Here is an 18,087-nt window from a genome sequence, read left to right as displayed (position 1 = left end):
CCGATACTTTTCCAATCTCAAAATCCGGAACACGATTCTTTACGATCGTAAGTCCTGAAATCCGATCCCTTTATATTCTCAGTTATTATATCAGCTGCAATGAAAAAGAACAAATTTTCGATTATTGCGGGATCTGTTTTGACTCTGTGTGGTATTGTATAGGAGACGAGCAGACGCTTTATACCTGATGAAAAAAAGGAAGTTCAAACGAATATGTGTACGCGATTTTTTATCGAACCTTCTGAAGAAATGAATCAATACACGGAGGCAGCGGGCAGCACGGCGCTTCTGCGCAGAATGACCGATCGGCTGAGAAGAGAATTCAGAACATCCGGAGAAATCCGTCCGACCGATATCGCCGCCGTAATTGCGCCCTCCGCTTCCGCAGAAAAAGCTGTGTATCCGATGATATGGGGATATCATATCCCCGGTGTGAAAGGGCCTGTCGTAAATGCCAGAATCGAATCTGCGAAGGAGAAGGTCTCGTTCTCCTCTGACTGGAGGCGACATCGCTGTATCATTCCAGCATCCTGTTATTTCGAATGGGAACATATCCGTACGTCCGGCGGACGGGTGCAAACCGGCGGAAAGTACGCAATCCGTCCCGAAGCATCCGATCTGACCTACCTTGCCGGGCTGTACCACATGGAAGAGACGAGCGGCCTGACATATCCGGTCTTCACCGTTCTCACAAGAGAGCCGACCCCGGAACTCGCGCGTATTCACAACCGCATGCCTGTCATCCTTCCTCGAGAGGCAATCGGGGACTGGATTTGCCCGGACTCAGATCCGGAGAAAATCGCCGCAGAAATGCTGGACGATATGATGATCACCCCTGTTTCCCGCCATGCCCCGGTTCGTCCGGACTGATTCCATCTGAACCGGATCATTATGCGATTACCAGCGTTCCATCCGCACCGGTTCGTTATGCGATTACCCGCGTTCCATCCGAATCGGTTCATCTATCCGGTTTCCCGCATTCCGTCCGGACCGGTTCGTCATGTGCTTACCCGCGTTCCTTTACAACCGGTTCATCTATCCGGCTTACACGAATCAGAAGATCACCGGCATGCCTCCTGCCCTTGACAACACAGTTCCCCTTATACTCATCCATCACATAACAGAGCCTGGTCCCGAAACGTACTGTAGACTGCAGTCCGTCCTGCCCTTTTCCCTCTGTGGAAAGATTCGTGACAATGATCCGGAAGGCTTCGTTTTTTGCCGGAAAAACAGTCGGGAAATTCAGGATGATCCTTCGATCCTTTATCTTGCCAGCTTGAATTGTTTTATCCGCAATGACTTCCTCCGGGCGATAAGCGGCGGAATTCGCCTCTTCTCCAGAATCACCGGAAACCACGACAATTCGGTACCTGTCCTTCGTATTTCCTCTGCCTGCCGTTCTTGCCCGGATCAGGATGGTATTAAATGCTCCCGAAGGATAGAAGCTCTGCGTCAGCGTCTGACCTTCCGGGACACTGACCCAGTCGGCCAGAGCCGTACTGTCACTTACAATGGAAGGAACATCGAAAACGCCCGATTCCGCTGTAATGACGTACTTCTGAAACAGCCCGAGCCCGGTTACGACAAGCAGAACAACGAGTACGAGACGACGTACGGTTCCCACGGAAGACGGCGCATCCTGATATTTTCCCTCATCTATGCGGCAGGCCTTTTCCCACACGGGCAGGCTGACCAGAATCAGATACGGCAGGAAGGGATAGCTGTAAACCGGTTTTCCCTCCCAGAATGTATAGAAGACAAAACCTCCAAGCAGGGTGATAACGCATACCTGGAAGATAAAATTGCCGGCACATCCCGATTTTCTCCCGGAACAAAGCCAGACCAAAATCCCGGCGAGAGCCATAAAAAGCATCACCATACGATATGCCTGGCACCACAGATAAAGAATTCCGGCGCCCGGCCCGTTCAGGAGCTGATATAGCCACGGCAGGCTGTTCTCTGATCCCATGCTGCGGCTGAGATATTCCGCGGTTCCATCCGACCATGTCAGCCCTGTTTTTTCCAGATAGTGCTTCACATTGCCAGCCAGACCTCGTTCCTTCAGAATCTGTCGGACTGCTGCAATGTCCGCTTCCCTGTTCTCCTTCTCGGTGTACATACGCCGGTTATAATTCATATCTTCCGAATTCACCCGTCCGGTCTCCGAAGCGCCAAGCATCAGCCAGTATACGGTCGGAAACTGTGTGTCTGTCACCGGATCCAGACGCAGGGAAGCGTTTCGGATCGCAGACGATGTCACTGCCATCAGAAGAATCACGCAGACAGCAAGGATACCTTTTCTGATAAGATTCCGCAATTTCCGGTTCTTTCCCATTGTATAGAAAGATAATTCTCTTGATTGAACGTTCGTTTGTTTCATACCGGAACAAGACATCCGCGTGCCAGCAGGCATCTGTCCGGATCCCGAAGCGGAATTCTGCGAGTCGCCGGAAGACATCTCTGGCCGATAGAAAAGCTTCTGCACGCCCGCGCATACGCCGCACAGAACGAGAGCGATTACCGGGAACGCGGCTGTCGGACGAAAATAATATGCGGTCACAGCCGTCAGCCCGATCACCAGAAACTCCACAAAATGCAGTGCTCCGCTGTCCTTCCCCTTCAGAAGCGCTGCAGCCATCCACAGGCTCAGCATCATCAGCGGCATGCTGAGCGTACAGGTATAGGGCCAGCATATCAGAAGAATATTAAGCGGATTGAAAACACTCAGCACAAATACCTTCAGCGCTGCCTTCGGCCCTCTCAGAAGAAAAACCGTCCTCCAGGTCATGAGAATGCCAAGATCAACGGCGGCCACATTCAGCACCGCAAACACCGTGCGATACGCATGAATATGCAGCAACATACAGACCCTGAAGACCTGAACGCAGAAAATCAGGTAAAGATCATTATTTCCATATTTGGCAAAATAGGTGGATTTTGTATAATCGACGATCTGGTGAACGCCCCGCGCGATAGCAAGCGCCTGATCCTGAACCTCAAAGGCATCCGTATTCTGAATGGTATGCAGTCCGAACGCGATGAAAAGCTGCATCACCAGAAATACGCCGCCAAGAATCAGAAACATCAGCAGCCTTTTCCTATGACCCACACGATCAATCCAGGCAAATGCCAGGAAACCAAATCCCACAAACAGCAGAATCAGCGCAATCAGAAAGACACAGATCTCAACAGAAGACCAGGTCTCCGGAAAGCGCTGTATGATTCCCTCTACCGCCATATCCGGAAGTCCTCTTCCGAACCCCGTGATGAGTGAAAAAAATAGTGCAAATCCCAGCATGCATGCGGTGATGCCTGAGAGCACGAAAGAAAACATACGTCCCAGAAATTTCATCATTATCAAGCCTCTTCTTAATGGTAGTCTACGCAATTTATACTGGCACATTGCACTATTTTGTCAAGTAAATTTTGTATTATTTTATCTTGCTTCTGGCGTATCTGAAATGCAGGAGTTGTGGATTGATCTGCAGGGAAAATACCGCTACAGTGCGAGGAAAATTCTTCATGACATCATTGATATCACTGCTGTGCTGCCTCTCCGCAAGTATATGCGCCAATCAGGTTTATTCTGCGGGCTTTACTGTACCTCCTGGGATGAATTCGATCTTTAATCTCATGCCAAGGCCATTTGCCAGCCGTTTTACCATTCCAAGTGAAGGATTTCTGGTGCCATTTTCAATACGACTGATATCCGCTTGAGTGATACCTGTCCTATCAGACAATTCCTTCTGCGTTAAGCCTTCTCTGTTCCGCGCATCAATCATGCTGAACAGCCTGCCGCCTGTTCCTTTAAAAAAGCGGCTGTTGCCAATGCGCTGGCATAAAAATGTTCTTCTGGCACATCAAGTCCTATCCTTGCCAGTTTCTTATTTAATTCCTTTTTCTGCTTTCAGTTTTTTATTTGCATCTTCTACATTCATTCTTGAAAGTACAAACATAATCAATGCATCAAAGATTAACGGAAGCCAAAGATACATAAACTGCATCATATCAAGTGCAGACTGCGGCTGAGTTGCATTTGTTCCGATATATCCACTAAACTCAAGCATCCATCCAACAACAGCGGTTCCAATACCTCCACCGATTTTTACGCCAAGAGAAGTACAAGAGTACATCGTTCCGTCAATTCTCTTTCCCTGTGTAAGATAAGTGTATTCAGAGCAGGATGCGATAACTGCATTCATATCTCCCTGCCATGGTCCCTGACCTAAGGCTGCAAGAGCTGTAAATGCCATCATCAGCGGAACACTGCCCATATATCCTGCAACAACAACAAGTGCTCTACCGATGACTGCTAAGACATAACCTCTTAAGTTCAGTTTATACATACCTTTCCACTTACCAACTAATGTCGGTGTGAAAATCAGGGCAATGATCAGAGGAATATTTACTGCCCATGCAAATTGTCCAAACAAATTCTTATTTTTCAGTACCCATGTCATGTAATAAATGCCAGCTCCAATCATGGCACCATATAACTGCTGTAAAATATATGTTCCACAAATCATCATGTAATATTTGTTTTTGACAAGAAGCTTGAATGCCTGTACCATTCCGTACTTTTCATTATCATTCTTTACTTCTCCTTCATTAAGTTCTTCCTCCGGAAGTTCCTTAACAGAAAGTGCTGAAATCGTATTTACGACCAGACCAATGATTGCATAGATAATAGCAACCGTTCTCCATGCCGCAGCATCTCCACCACATTTATCTACAAATCCAACTGTAATCGCCTGAATCAGAAGACTTGTTGAAAATGCAAAAATAAAACGGCAAGATCCCATCTGCACACGCTCTTTGCTGTTCTTTGTAATCAGTGACGTAAGTGCTGAGTAAGCAATATTGTTTGCTGTATAAAACACACAATTTAACAGTGTATAAGAAATAAAGAACCATGCGTATTTAGCCGTTGTTCCCAAACTCACCGGTACTGAAAAGCAGCAGACCAGCGTAATGGCACAGCCAATATATCCGTATAGCATCCAGGGTTTCGCTTTTCCCATTTTACTGTGTGTTTTGTCAATCATTGATCCAAAAAATATATCCGTAAAACCATCAAATACTTTTGATATGGCAATCAGGGTACCCACGACACCTGGAGCAAGTCCTACCGAGTCCGTCAGATAGACCATCATAAAAGATGTCAGGAACGCATAGACTACATTGCCTGCAATATCACCTGATCCATATCCAATTTTGTTATACCATTTCAAATACTTTTTTTCTTCCATCGAATTTCTTTGCTCCTCATCTTCATTGCACTTAGAATCTCAATATGTCTAGCCGCATGATGCCTAATTCTAATTTTTCTCTGTTTTTGTCTGATTGCTCTGTATATCCGGACTTTACATCTCAATCAGACTATCCTTCTTTGTTTACGGGTTACATGAAACTTTATTATCCCTTTACATACGGTATCAGCGTATACTGGAACCGGAATAATGCATCATCAAATCGGTACTGATCCAATACAACTGGACCACAACTATTAGAACCAATGCCATTTAATGCGTAGTCAACGCAAAATACTACGCTATCTGATTCTGTCAGTTCATAATTATGTGCTTTCTTCTCAAGTTCTTCCTGTGTATAATAAGAAGCATTGAATGAAAAGGCATTTTCCGCGGATACCACAATTCCATATCGGCTGTTATTAAGCTCTACATATTCACAATCATAATGGCTTCCATTTTCCTGTGGGCGAATATAATCCTCATGCAAATCGTCTACATTTGCCTGGTACAAGCCGTGGCTCGCAGCCTGATGTTTGTCACAATAGCTTTCCTGTGGTCCCATTCCAAAGTATCTAACAGATGAAAGATTTTTATCCAGGAACATCCTCACACCAAATCTTGGCAGATCCGGAAATTCATCGTCTTTTGTTACTGCAATATCTGCATCAATCTTTCCAGCAGCTTCTATTTTCCATGTTATCGTCACATCAAGAATCTTCTGGACTGTCTCTGCCACAACGGATGCACGACTTGTAATTTTCACACCATGTTTTCCCTGCACAACCTCTGTCGTGTAGGCTCTTGTATAAGCTTTATCATAGTGAGCTTTCTTCCATTCAGACTTGATGTACATATCGTTATCTGTTGGAGCTCTCCAAATATTTAATTCCATCGGATGGTTCAAGTATTCCCGCCCTGCGAATTTCATCTCTGTAAAGAGTGCAGTACGTTTGTCTATGGTATAAGCAAATTCACGCCCCTTGATATGAATCTGTGTATCATTTTCATTTACCTGTAATTCAGAGCCCATTGCTGTTTTTTGTAGCCATTTCTCAGCAAGTTTACATTTTGCACCGTCTTTGCTTACCTCAATTTCATCGAATCCAAGAATATGGCCTTCATCCAACAGTGGCAATTTCTTTTTCAGATGGTAAATAAATTTTAAATAACATTTTCCACTCTCTGGCACATTGATCTTCAGGTTTGTTTTTCCTTCACTGTGTGGTGCTGCTGAAACTTCTGGCAGTTTACCTTTGCTGATTACAAGCCCGTCCTGCGTCAGTTCATAACTGATCTTCACATAATCTTTCAAGTCATCAAAATCCATGTAGTTATGAAGCACCAGTTCTCCGCTTTCTTTGTCATAGGAAATAACCCTTGCCGGGCGATAAACATTCTTGTATTCCAAAAGCCCTGTATGTACCGTTCTGTCCGGATATACTAATCCATCTATACAGAAGTTGCCATCATGAATTTCTTCGCCATGGTCGCCCCCATAAGCATATATAGTCTTTCCATTCTCAGCAGTTCCATGAGCAATCGCGTGGTCACACCATTCCCAGACAAAACCGCCGCACATTTTATCATTATCCTGAATCATCTGGAAGTAATCTTCAAAATCTCCAGGTCCGTTTCCCATACTGTGACAGTACTCTACCAAAAGGAAGGGTTTGCTTCCATCTTTATCCAGATATTCCTGAATTTCGGAAAGCGCCGGATACATCCGGCTGTACACATCCAGATTGCTGTAATCATATGTTTTATCATAATTACGATATCTTGCACTCTCATATTGTGTGATTCGGTCTGGATCAAAATTTTTTGTCCATTCCAGTGCTTTTTCAAAGTTGCAGCCATAAGCACTCTCATTTCCCATTGACCACATAACAATACAGAAACGGTTTTTGTCACGTTCCACCATGAGTTTTACGCGATCAACGATTGCCTCTTCCCATACCGGATCATCTGCAATCTTCTCATTCCATCGTTTGAACCGATTGTAATCAGTGTCTTCTTTTCTGTAGATCATAAATGGACCATGAGCTTCAATATCTGCTTCATCTATTACCATGAATCCATACTTGTCACACAGTTCATAGAAAAATGGTGCGTTCGGATAGTGGCTGGAACGGATCGCATTAAAATTATGCTGCTTCATTAACGTAAGATCGGTTGTAATCTGTTCCAGACTGATTGTAAATCCAGTAACCGGATCGGAATCATGTCGATTGACACCACGGAATTTAATCTTCTGTCCATTTAAATAAATAACCTGGTCTTGAATCTCTATCTTTCTTAATGCAATGTGGTCTACAATTACTTCGTTCTCTGTTTCAAGAATCAGTTTATATAGATATGGATTTTCTGTATTCCAAAGTTCCGGACTCGCGATTTCTAATGCAACTGTTCCTTCTTCAGCAATACTTCCTCGTGCTACAACTGCTCCGTTTCTATCTTCAATCGAAATTTTTACATTTAAGGGAGAGTAGAATTTCATGTCAAGTTCTACTTTCGCAAGACTATCCTCAATTCTTGTTTTAATATGATAATCACTGATTGCCTGTTTTGGCCGTTTCAAAATGTACACATCCCGGAAAATACCACTCATACGGAATTTGTCCTGATCTTCCAAATAGGAACCATCACACCACTTCATTACCAACACTGCCACCGTATTCGTTCCATCCTGAAGTACATCGGTAACATCAAACTCACTGGTCATATGCGAAACCTGGCTGTATCCTATGTAAGAGCCATTGATCCATACGTAAAAGCAACTGTCTACTCCTTCAAAGTTCAAAAAAGATTTTGGCGCTTTCTCATCTCTACTGTACTCAAAAGTATGTACATAGGCTCCACACGGAATGTCCTGTGGCACATATGGTGGATCAAACGGAAATGGATACCGGATGTTTGTATACTGGTGTGTATCATATCCAGCCATCTGCCATACACTTGGAACCTGAATCTCATCAAAATTTTCTGTATCATAATTCTTCTCAAAGAAAGAATCCTGAATGTCATAGATGCTGTTAAAATACTTGAATTTCCAAGTTCCATTCAATAACTGCATACGATCTGACTCTTCTCTGTGTTCCACCAAGTTATCCATTCTTCTGGATGCCGGAATATAATAGGCTCTGGCTGGCATTGTGTTTTCGTGCAGTACGCTTAGATTTTCATAATAACGTGGTACGATCATAAACAGCTCTCCTCCAATACATACACTTTTTTGTTCTTTGTTTTCCTAAAGCAAGCCTTATGCTTTTTTTGTTTACGTTCCTTAGTTATGCTATATATAACTTATCCTAATTCGCAAAATATATCTATGAATTGGATTAGACAAAATATGCACTAAATGATACAATGATAAAAGTATGAAAAGAGGTGCTGCCCTATGTATATGAACACCGGTTATTTGAACCACTCACATATGGATTTCAAAGACAAAAGTCGTCCGCTGATTGTCGGTAGCTGTGGTACTTACCGTCTTTCCAGATATCCCAAACTTCCGACCTACCGTCCAAGGGGTCGTCTGGATTATCAGATTATATATATCACTGCTGGTTGTGGGCATTTTCATTTTGATAATGTAAATAATGAAACGATTGTTCCGGCCGGCAACATTGTACTGTACAGACCGAAAGAACTCCAAAAATATGAATATTACGGAGAAGATAAGACAGAAGTATACTGGATTCACTTCACAGGAAGCAATGTAAAAAATATCTTACGTCAATATGGGTTTCCAGATAAAGAACATGTCTTTCAAGTTGGTACATCTAATGAATATGAACAAATTTTCAAGCGTATTATTATCGAGCTCCAACGCTGTCAGGATAATTATGAGGAAATGCTTGTCCTTTTGCTACGTCATCTTCTGATTAGTTTCCACCGGGAACTGACAAGAGAGCACATATTAAAAAATGAATACCTTGATCATGAGATGGATAATGCTGTTATCTTTTTCCGTGAAAACTACAATCAAAATATCAATATTGATGATTATGCTGCCTCACGAGGCATGAGTGTCAGCTGGTTTATCCGAAATTTCAAAAAATATACCGGTTCTACACCAATGCAATTCATTGTGGGAATCCGCATCAACAATGCTCAGATGTTACTTGAAACAACAACTTATTCCATCAATGAGATTTCTAAGATTGTCGGATATGATAACCAGCTTTATTTCAGCCGGCTTTTTCACAAGCTGAAAGGATATTCGCCAAGAGAATACCGAAAAATAAGAAATAGGTTATGAAATCTATAATGTCATAAAGTAAGCGGTAAACAATCCGTACCTTGAAAAGCGTACATATAATGCTGAATCGGCGCAGGATGAGTACACTACCGTATTATCTGAATCAAGGCTCGGCGCGAAGTCCGTCATGAGATGATCTGCCGAATCATCCCAAAACACACCGATATAACACCGTATTCTCAGGAAAAGATATCTCTTATGATGAGCCATATCAATTCGTATAAGCGAAAAACTTTCGGTGATAAAAGTCCCTACGAAGTGTTCGCTTTCCAATACGGCGAGGAGACATTAAAAAAGCTCGGACTCACTCTCATCCCGACCGATGAGATATGCCTGAATCCGAGCCTCCTCAAATAAAAAAAACATAAATCGTACAACGCCGGAGCCGATGGGACATCAGAGCCACTCCATACAGAAAAAGAGGAGCTGATGGAAATTCTATGCTAAAAGAGCTGATGGAAATTCTATAATGACAGAAGATTGTATAGGGGGTATAATTGTCAAATACAGGCATTTGATATTATTATTCTAATATTGATGACATATGTATTTTGGTATAAGGAGAATTTTAGATGGCACAGGCAGATCAGGAGAAAGTAATCGTCATTGATTTTGGCGGTCAGTACAATCAGCTTGTCGCGCGGCGGGTGCGTGAGAGCAATGTGTACTGTGAGATTTATTCCTACCGGACGCCTCTGGACCAGATCAAGGCAATGAACCCGAAGGGTATCATTCTAACCGGCGGTCCGAACAGCGTATATGAGAAGGGTGCGGCTACGGCATCGAAGGAACTGTTTGAGATGGGAATTCCGATTCTCGGACTCTGTTACGGAGCACAGCTCATGATGTATGTTCTGGGCGGCGACGTGCAGAAGGCGCCCGAGCGGGAATACGGGAAAACCGGACTTATCATCGACCGGCCGGATTCCCCTGTATTTGCAGGGGTTCCGGAGAAGAGCATTGTCTGGATGAGTCACAACGACTATATCACAAGAATCGCCGACGGCTTTGAAGTGATCGCACATACCGCGAACTGTCCGTATGCTGCTGTTCAGAACACCTCGAAAAAGCTCTATGCTTTTCAGTATCATCCGGAGGTGCTCCACAGCCAGTTCGGAAAAGAGATGCTTCGCAATTTCGTATGGAACGTATGCGGCTGCAAAGGCACCTGGAAAATGGATGACTTCGCAGAGAAGACGATCCGGGAGCTTCGCGAGAAGATTGGAGACGGAAAGGTTCTGTGCGGCCTGTCCGGCGGAGTCGATTCCTCTGTGGCTGCTGTTCTGCTGTCGAAGGCAATCGGAAGGAATCTGACCTGCGTGTTCGTGGACCACGGACTGCTTCGGAAGGATGAGGGAGATCTGGTATCGAAGGTCTTCGGCCCTGACGGCCCCTATGATCTGAACTTTGTACGCGTGAATGCCGGAGATCGCTTCTTTGCTGATCTCAAGGGCGTGACAGAGCCGGAGAGAAAGCGTAAGATCATCGGAGAAGATTTCATCCGTGTCTTCGAGGCGGAAGCAAAAAAGATCGGAAAGGTCGATTACCTTGTCCAGGGAACAATCTACCCGGATGTTGTGGAATCCGGTCTGGGCGGTGAATCTGCGACGATCAAATCTCATCACAATGTCGGAGGTCTTCCGGAGTATGTCGATTTCAAGGAGATCGTTGAACCGCTCCGCGACCTCTTCAAGGATGAGGTCCGGAAGGTCGGCCTCCATCTCGGAATCCCGGAGGAACTCGTTATGAGACAGCCCTTCCCCGGACCGGGATTAGGTATTCGTATCATCGGAGAAGTAACGCCTGAGAAGGTACAGATTGTTCAGGAGGCTGACGCAATCTACCGCGAAGAAATGGACAAGGCCGGAATGAATAAGGTCGCCAGTCAGTACTTCGCCGCTCTGACCAATATGAGATCGGTCGGTGTCATGGGGGATGAGCGGACCTACGACTATGCTATTGCCCTTCGCGCAGTCAGCACTGTAGATTTCATGACCGCCGACGCCGTGGAAATTCCGTATGAGGTATTGAAAAAAGTAACGAACCGGATTGTAAACGAAGTGAATCACGTCAACAGAGTATTCTATGACATCACCTCAAAGCCGCCGGGGACCATCGAATTTGAATAATAGAACAAACTCCGGAAATCCTTGATTTTACTGGCTTTCCGGAGTTCTTCTTTTCTTCGTGCGACAGTTTTGCGACACATAGTTGGAATTTCTTCATTTTCCTTCATCTTCACCATAAAAATCCTGTCGCACGAACGGGGCTTTTACTCACGGACATATTCCAGCACCTCATTCACTCCGACGTCTAGTTCCTGGCATATCCGGTCGATGTATTTTAGATTGACCGGCATCCCTTTGGACATATTTGTCATTGTCTGGGCGCTCACTCCTATCTTTAATCTCAGCTGCTCTTTTGTCATATCTCGATCTATCAGTGTCTTCCAAAGTGGCTTATAAGAGATCATAGGCTCCTCCTTCATGGCATATTTCTTCTTTCATAACATAGTATACTATATCGCCGTGTATATTTCTACATTTTTAGAAAATATTTCTATTTTATATTGACACCACCTGTACATATTGTAATATGAATACAGAAACAGACCAGAAGTTCGGGAACAATAAAGGAGGAAACAAGATGAATAATACATATTTCAGCATGATGTATCAGGAAGGATGCAAATACCAGGAAAAGAAAGATGAAGCCGAAAAGCAGCGCAGAGCTCTCTTTGACCAGGATAAATATGATGAAGGGACGGCTGTAATGAAAGCTTTCACAGAATCAAATCCGTTTCCCTTCTCAGACGGAGCGATGAAGGCCTTTCAGTCTTACCGGAATTCCGAAGAACGCGGATCTGATAGCTTTGAGGTTGATGATCTCCCTTGGGCAAAAGATATAAAGGACTTTGTTGAGACGCTCAAGGCCGCAGGAATCAAGCGCTTCATAGTTACAGACCAGAGCACGGGCCTTATGGAAGGCATCTATGGATTGGTGGCCAGCGGATGCCAGATGGGAGGCCTAAGGATAATCACCCGGGAAAAAGATTACAGGTTCGGTTCAGATGAACCCGAAAGAAAGAATGGAATCGAATTTACTATCGCATAAGGAGGATACAATCATGACAAATTCCATGTTAAAGAATCAGAAGTTCGGAGTAGAGATTGAACTTACAGGTATTTCGAGGAAGACGGCAGCTTACATTGTTGCCGGACATTATGGGACGGTTCCCGGATGGCCAGATTCATCCTGTTATCATACGAGAAAAATAAGTGATACGAAGGGAAGAACATGGAAAGTCATGAGAGATTCTTCTATCCTTCCGAAGCGGAATGCAGGTAATGAGGATATGGACGAGTACCGAGTTGAGCTGGTTACCCCTCCACTGGAATATGATGACATCGAATCTCTGCAGAAAATCGTGCGGGATATTCGAAGTGCAGGAGGTAAGACCAATGGCTCATGTGGGATTCATGTTCATGTTGACGGCGCGAATCACACGCCAGAATCAATAAGACGCCTAATCAACTTCATGACATCCCGTCAGGATCTGATTTATGAAGCCATCGGGATATCAAGTGACAGGTCTTCCAGATGGTGCAGGAAGCTGGATGGAGAGCTTCTAAAGGAACTGAAGGCCGAGAAGTATCTCACTACCAACTCAATAAAGCAGATCTGGTACAGCGAAGCCAATGACGGCTACTGTGGCGGAGTGTCCGCAGAACATTATAATTCCACCAGATACCATGGATGCAATCTCCACGCATTCTTCTCCAAGGGAACCGTTGAGTTCCGTCTTTTCAACTCCACTCTCCATGCAGGAAAAATAAAAGCCTATATCCAGTTTTGCCTGGCAGTATCCGGATGGGCTATTACTTCAGATGAGCATATCGTATTCCGCAAATTGCAGAATTATTCTCCTTCTCAGAAAGTTACGATCATGAGAAACATTCTTACTAAAAGGCTCGGGCTATATGGTGAAGAATTCAAGACATGCCGGCTTTGGATGATGAAGAACTTAAAAGACCATGCAGGTATGACAACTCGGATTGGAAGAACGGCTTGACGAAATAAACACAAAAAGAGGAGCCTTCCAATTTCGAGGTTCCTCTTCTTGTAAGCAAGTGTTGCAGCACTTACTTTTTTGGATGTTGGGTTAATGGTTTTCCGGTATAGCGATCTCGGGCTTTTATCTCGTCGTTCGGTACTCTTTCCAACAGCTCGTCGAGATCGCAGTCTAATGCCTCGCATATCAGGTCTAACTGCTCAAGACTAACTCGGTCCGTCAGCTCGTGGTACAACTCGCTGATGGTGTTCGGACGGATTCCCGTAGCCCGGGATAGATCTCTCTGCGTCCACCTCTTTTCGCCCAACTTCCTGGAAAGCAAAATCCTAATCATGCTGTTGCTCCTCCTGTTAAACTTTAACAGCATTAAGGATATCTATGGGCGATTTGTTACTTAATATCGAATGACGATATATTGTAACGCTATTGCGTACATCTTGAGGCTGTTTGGAAATGAAATTTAGGAATCGAAAGCAGTGAAGTGAAATTTATAGAAAAAATAACCCCTCCGCAAGCCGGACTTAATGTCCAACCCACGGAGGGGAGTTATCAACGGCCAGATGCCGAAGCTTTTAGGCCTTATCGTCAGAGGAGGAATAGACGATGTGCGACGCCTGACCGAAAATGCCAGTTAGACCCTGTGGCCGTATCTAGTGTCGAGACTGATCCATCCTGCGCCGGATTTCAGCTTGCCCCAGCCATTAGACTGCTCCACAATGGTAAATCTGCCCTTTCCGGTATACTTACCGGTAAAGGTCCCGCCAGGTGTCTGACGGATCCGAAGGTCAGGTACAGTGACCTCCCACTGGAACGTGGAGGGCTGAGCTGGCGCAGCTGGGGTAGAGCCGCCTCCTACCCTTTCACCATATCCACCTCCAAGGTAGATCCAGCCGGCACCACTCTTCAGCTTGCCCCATTCTCCGGATGTTTCCGTGATCGTGAAAATCCCTTTGCCTGTATAGGATCCTGTAGGATCACCATTGGGGGTTTTCCGAATACGAAGGTCTGGAATATTAACCTTGTACTTAAACTCCCCAGAGGAAGGCTGCGAGGCAGGAGCGGAAGGCTGAGAAGGCGTTACGGAGGGAGCAGCGCCGCCGAGACGAGCCTTAAATGCGTTCCAGGCTGATACATCTCCGGTATCCTCATTCCACCCATGAATGCCGGGGCAAGGTTTTCCATTAACATCGTAATGGCGGATTACCCTATCTGCGCTGATTCCATACTGTGCCATCAGGTACTTAGCAAGCTCTACTGCATTAGTAACAGCAGCGTCGGTGAAGTACCAGTTGCCGTCATTTGCGTTGGTAACTCTGCCAGTCTTATTGCAGCTGCAGATCTCAATGCTGATGCAATTCTTGTTGGTTGCCTGGCCATAGAGCCGGCCACCCCTGTTGTTGTACTTTCCTCCTCCCACTGCCCAGCAGGCGTAATTCTGAGGATCCGGATTGTACTGTACAATTTCCGCATCATCCACAATGAAATCCGCTGTACCACCGGACTGCGGATTGGCAAACCATGAGGCTGTAGCTCTTGCGCTGCCTGCCTTACTGGTCACTCCTGCTGTGTAGTGGATGACCAGATATTTGATGTCCCTGTGGCCGGTATACATACCGTGCGTTGCTGTTTTCTTGATAATGTTCATAGCTTCTGTCTCCTTTGCATTGAACTGCTCAAGTCCCCATTTTTCGATTACCCTGCAGAGGTTGTCTACATATGTTGGACTGGTTGCATATCCTCCGTCCCTGATGATCTGTGCGGCTTTTCTGCTGTTTGTCTCTCCTATAAGGCCTGCATATCTAAGTGAAGCGCCTTTTTTCGCTCCTCTTAGATAATCCGAATGATCTTTTATGCTCTGTGCATCTGAAACATATTTTCTGAAATCGGCTGTGATGGCTATATACTTTGATCCATCCCATTCTTTTGTCTTCTTGGCATATTTCTGGCCATCCCAATCTGATGCCCAGTTATTGCCCGATAAGCTGGCTTTCATGCCGAACAGGTTGTGTGCATTACGGGCCAGCTCAGATGTACCAAATGCCGACTCTAGGATTGCCTGTGCAGCTGTCACCGAGGCAAGAACACCAGTCTTTTTCATGTCTTCCCTTGCAAGCGGACCGATATAATCTACAAACTCTTTTTCCGTCATCGTCTTTCCTCCCGGAAACAAACAACCGGAGCGGGTGATTCCGTCTCCGGCATTTACCTGCATGTCCTGCTTTACGGAGAGGACCGCCGAGATAGAGGATCACCCCCTCTCACTGTTCAGTAGGCTTTTTATCCTTATTCATCTGGCCAACAACAGCTTCAATCATGGTATCAATCTCTGAATCTGTAAGTGAAATACCTTTCTCGGCAAGCCTGTCATGGATCTCTTTCGAGGCAGCATCATATTTTTCATCCCCTCGATGGAATCCCTGTATCGTCTGCTCCACCGCATACACGGCTTCATGGATGATTTCGGCTGCCAGTTCATGATCAGAGTTCCTGAGCTTTGCTTCTGCGGCCTGTGCAGCCTTTCTAAGGTACGGGATCACAAAGCCTGCGATTGCAATTCCGCATGCCGTCAGTAATGTAGTAATAATTTCATACAAAATAGGGTTCATTCTAAGCCTCCTTCTTATCGTTCGATCAGGTAATCCTCTAGCGCACTTTTGGCAGCTTTGAGCTTGTCCACGTCATTTCCATTTATTGCATGGCTCATCAAAGCGAGTAAGGCCTGTTGGGTAATCTTATTACCTGTTTCTATGGCTTTAATTCGCTTGTCATCATTGGAAAAATAGGTCTGGAAATTCTCAATCTGCCCTTCAAGCTGAGCGATCCTTTCGTCCTGCGTCCGGTTAGGCTGCTTGGCCTTATCGATCCACATCAGCAGCATGAGGACGAAGTTTGATAAAAGGATTGCCGTGGTCATGATCGTTGTTATTGTGTCGCTTACTTCTGCCGGATTCATTCGTGCTCTCCTTCTAGTGAATTAGTGTCCGCTCTATAATTGGTTCCAAAGGAAATCTCCTTTCTTTGCATAAAAAAGGAACCCTTTTCAGGGTTCCTCATCTCGAAGCATCGATGCCTCAGATATGATATTGTCTAGGTCGCTATTCTGTGAAAAATCCTCACATCCCGCGAGTTCTTTATATTGCTGAACCTCTTCTGCCTGGTGCTTAGTCAGATCGATCAGCTCTTGGATCAGGTGATTTTGCTGTTCGATGATATTTGCATAGGCATCAATAAGTTCCAGCAGATTCCTGTCTTTCGGCATCGATACCTCCTGGTTCTGAATTATGGGTAAGCACAAAATTATCAAAAATGCTTTTCTGTAGATCGGTGCAGTCACACCATTTCATCATGGCCGAGTAGGACTGTACCGTTGCGTCCGCTTTGGCAAAGTCGATGGAGTAATCGTTGTAATCCTCCATCGTTTTCTTGAGCCTCCGCTTCATCCGGAGGCTCGTGCTCTTCCGGATCGTCATGTGATGCGGCCGGATGATGTAGCCGAGGTACTCAACACCGATACCGATCGGCCGCAGGGCTGTTTTCTCGTTAAATTCGAGTTTCAGTTCGTCATTTGCGAATTCCTCGATCTCATCAAACTGCTCGTGCATCTGGCTCTTATCATCTCCAAGGAAAATGATGTCATCCATACCTCGAGTATAAAAAGGTATCTTAAGCTTCCGCTTTGCCAGCTGGTCTATCGGATCGAGATAGACGTTGCCCTCCATATGGGAGAGGCCGCCGCCGATTGTGATGCCGACATCCCACAGCATTTCTTCGTCCGGTACCGTCATTGGATTATCAACACCAAGAGGCAGGCCGAAAGGCATGGACGCATTGCAGACATAATGTCTCAGCAGAGCGAGAGTTCTTCTGTCGGAGATTTTCTTTTCGAGGAGTTCCATGAGTTTCTCATGGTCAATCTGGTAGAAAAACTTTCTGACATCTGTCTTGTAATAGTACCACCTCCGGCCGGAGTCAGCGCAATAATTGATCCAGTCCTGTAATCTAAGTGCAGCCTTGAGATTTCCACGCCCTGGGATGCAGGCGTAAGTGTCCTCGATAAAGGTCTTGCAAAGTCTTGGATTGAGAGCATTATAGGCTGATCTCTGTATCAGCTTGGTGATGTAATCACTACTGACGATTTTCCGTAATTTTGGCTCATAAACATAAAAAGTGCGGTATGTATCCGGCGGATATTCACCCGCATAAAGCATATCGGATATACGGTGGGTATAACCTTCCAAATCGTGCCAATAATGCAATTCTTCTACACCGTATCTTCGGCCCAGCTGAATGTCGTGATTGGCTTGCAGGAGTCCTTCAAAAGAGGCAATCTCCGGGAATACATTTTTAATTGACACACTATCTCCTTTCAGAGGCATTGCAGGGTTCGCCTGAGGCTACTACCGGCATTCCATGTCATTTTGATTTTCTTCCTTGTGGAAAGGAGCAGCGATCCTTTACACCTCCCGTACTGGGAGCACACCCTTGAGTGTGCAGCATCTGAC

15 protein-coding genes and 1 pseudogene are annotated in these 18,087 nt (G+C 45.2%); 5 read left to right on the top strand and 11 right to left on the bottom strand.

Annotation, left to right across the window (positions count from 1 at the left end):
• Positions 1 to 213: 213 nt before the first annotated feature.
• Positions 214 to 870, top strand: coding sequence for an SOS response-associated peptidase (locus ACTQ3A_RS01100; protein WP_441494401.1), 657 nt, complete (start codon positions 214 to 216; stop codon positions 868 to 870).
• A gap of 136 nt (positions 871 to 1,006) precedes the next feature.
• Here the strand turns inward: ACTQ3A_RS01100 and ACTQ3A_RS01095 are convergent, their stop codons facing one another.
• The 4 genes and pseudogenes from ACTQ3A_RS01095 to ACTQ3A_RS01080 form a co-directional block, all read right to left on the bottom strand.
• Complete coding sequence (locus tag ACTQ3A_RS01095) at positions 1,007 to 3,355, bottom strand: hypothetical protein (protein WP_441494400.1); 2,349 nt, start codon at positions 3,353 to 3,355, stop codon at positions 1,007 to 1,009.
• Between the two features lie 226 nt (positions 3,356 to 3,581).
• A pseudogene (locus ACTQ3A_RS01090) lies at positions 3,582 to 3,785 on the bottom strand (helix-turn-helix domain-containing protein); the annotation flags it as partial.
• Positions 3,786 to 3,884: 99 nt separating this feature from the next.
• Complete coding sequence (locus ACTQ3A_RS01085) at positions 3,885 to 5,249, bottom strand: MFS transporter (RefSeq protein WP_441100973.1); 1,365 nt, start codon at positions 5,247 to 5,249, stop codon at positions 3,885 to 3,887.
• 166 nt (positions 5,250 to 5,415) lie between these two features.
• Positions 5,416 to 8,454, bottom strand: coding sequence for a glycoside hydrolase family 2 TIM barrel-domain containing protein (locus ACTQ3A_RS01080; protein WP_441494399.1), 3,039 nt, complete (start codon positions 8,452 to 8,454; stop codon positions 5,416 to 5,418).
• Between the two features lie 195 nt (positions 8,455 to 8,649).
• On the opposite strand from ACTQ3A_RS01080, the gene ACTQ3A_RS01075 reads away from it, so the two are divergent.
• Together ACTQ3A_RS01075 and guaA are read left to right on the top strand one after the other, a co-directional pair.
• Positions 8,650 to 9,513 carry a helix-turn-helix domain-containing protein gene (locus ACTQ3A_RS01075; RefSeq protein WP_441100975.1) on the top strand — a complete coding sequence of 288 codons (864 nt, stop codon included), beginning with the start codon at positions 8,650 to 8,652 and terminating at the stop codon, positions 9,511 to 9,513.
• 572 nt (positions 9,514 to 10,085) lie between these two features.
• Positions 10,086 to 11,642 carry a glutamine-hydrolyzing GMP synthase gene (gene guaA / locus ACTQ3A_RS01070; protein ID WP_441100976.1) on the top strand — a complete coding sequence of 519 codons (1,557 nt, stop codon included), beginning with the start codon at positions 10,086 to 10,088 and terminating at the stop codon, positions 11,640 to 11,642.
• 143 nt (positions 11,643 to 11,785) lie between these two features.
• Here the strand turns inward: guaA and ACTQ3A_RS01065 are convergent, their stop codons facing one another.
• Positions 11,786 to 12,001, bottom strand: coding sequence for a helix-turn-helix domain-containing protein (locus ACTQ3A_RS01065; protein WP_441494398.1), 216 nt, complete (start codon positions 11,999 to 12,001; stop codon positions 11,786 to 11,788).
• Positions 12,002 to 12,159: 158 nt separating this feature from the next.
• On the opposite strand from ACTQ3A_RS01065, the gene ACTQ3A_RS01060 reads away from it, so the two are divergent.
• Both ACTQ3A_RS01060 and ACTQ3A_RS01055 read left to right on the top strand, forming a co-directional pair.
• Positions 12,160 to 12,627, top strand: coding sequence for a DUF7698 family protein (locus tag ACTQ3A_RS01060; protein ID WP_441494397.1), 468 nt, complete (start codon positions 12,160 to 12,162; stop codon positions 12,625 to 12,627).
• Positions 12,628 to 12,640: 13 nt separating this feature from the next.
• Positions 12,641 to 13,585 carry an amidoligase family protein gene (locus ACTQ3A_RS01055; protein ID WP_441494396.1) on the top strand — a complete coding sequence of 315 codons (945 nt, stop codon included), beginning with the start codon at positions 12,641 to 12,643 and terminating at the stop codon, positions 13,583 to 13,585.
• Positions 13,586 to 13,655: 70 nt separating this feature from the next.
• Here the strand turns inward: ACTQ3A_RS01055 and ACTQ3A_RS01050 are convergent, their stop codons facing one another.
• The 6 genes from ACTQ3A_RS01050 to ACTQ3A_RS01025 all read right to left on the bottom strand — a co-directional run bounded on the left by ACTQ3A_RS01050 (position 13,656) and on the right by ACTQ3A_RS01025 (position 17,940).
• The gene (locus tag ACTQ3A_RS01050) at positions 13,656 to 13,919 is read right to left on the bottom strand and encodes a helix-turn-helix domain-containing protein (RefSeq protein WP_441494395.1); all 264 of its coding nucleotides are present in this window, start codon (positions 13,917 to 13,919) and stop codon (positions 13,656 to 13,658) included.
• Between the two features lie 297 nt (positions 13,920 to 14,216).
• Positions 14,217 to 15,734, bottom strand: coding sequence for a glucosaminidase domain-containing protein (locus ACTQ3A_RS01045; protein ID WP_441494394.1), 1,518 nt, complete (start codon positions 15,732 to 15,734; stop codon positions 14,217 to 14,219).
• A 109-nt stretch (positions 15,735 to 15,843) separates the two neighbouring features.
• A complete protein-coding gene (locus ACTQ3A_RS01040) occupies positions 15,844 to 16,191 on the bottom strand; it encodes a phage holin (protein WP_441494393.1) in 348 nt (115 codons plus the stop codon).
• A 14-nt stretch (positions 16,192 to 16,205) separates the two neighbouring features.
• Entirely contained in the window at positions 16,206 to 16,538 is a 333-nt protein-coding gene (locus ACTQ3A_RS01035; RefSeq protein ID WP_441494392.1) for a hypothetical protein, read from the bottom strand.
• 87 nt (positions 16,539 to 16,625) lie between these two features.
• Complete coding sequence (locus ACTQ3A_RS01030) at positions 16,626 to 16,844, bottom strand: hypothetical protein (protein WP_441494391.1); 219 nt, start codon at positions 16,842 to 16,844, stop codon at positions 16,626 to 16,628.
• Complete coding sequence (locus tag ACTQ3A_RS01025) at positions 16,810 to 17,940, bottom strand: reverse transcriptase domain-containing protein (protein ID WP_441494390.1); 1,131 nt, start codon at positions 17,938 to 17,940, stop codon at positions 16,810 to 16,812. Before ACTQ3A_RS01025 ends, ACTQ3A_RS01030 begins: the two co-directional genes overlap by 35 nt.
• Positions 17,941 to 18,087 lie beyond the last annotated feature (147 nt).

Origin of the sequence: Bilifractor sp. LCP21S3_F8, assembly GCF_052117805.1 — a bacterium.
Classification (GTDB): domain Bacteria; phylum Bacillota; class Clostridia; order Lachnospirales; family Lachnospiraceae; genus Bilifractor.
This window is presented reverse-complemented; position numbering and strand designations above follow the sequence as displayed.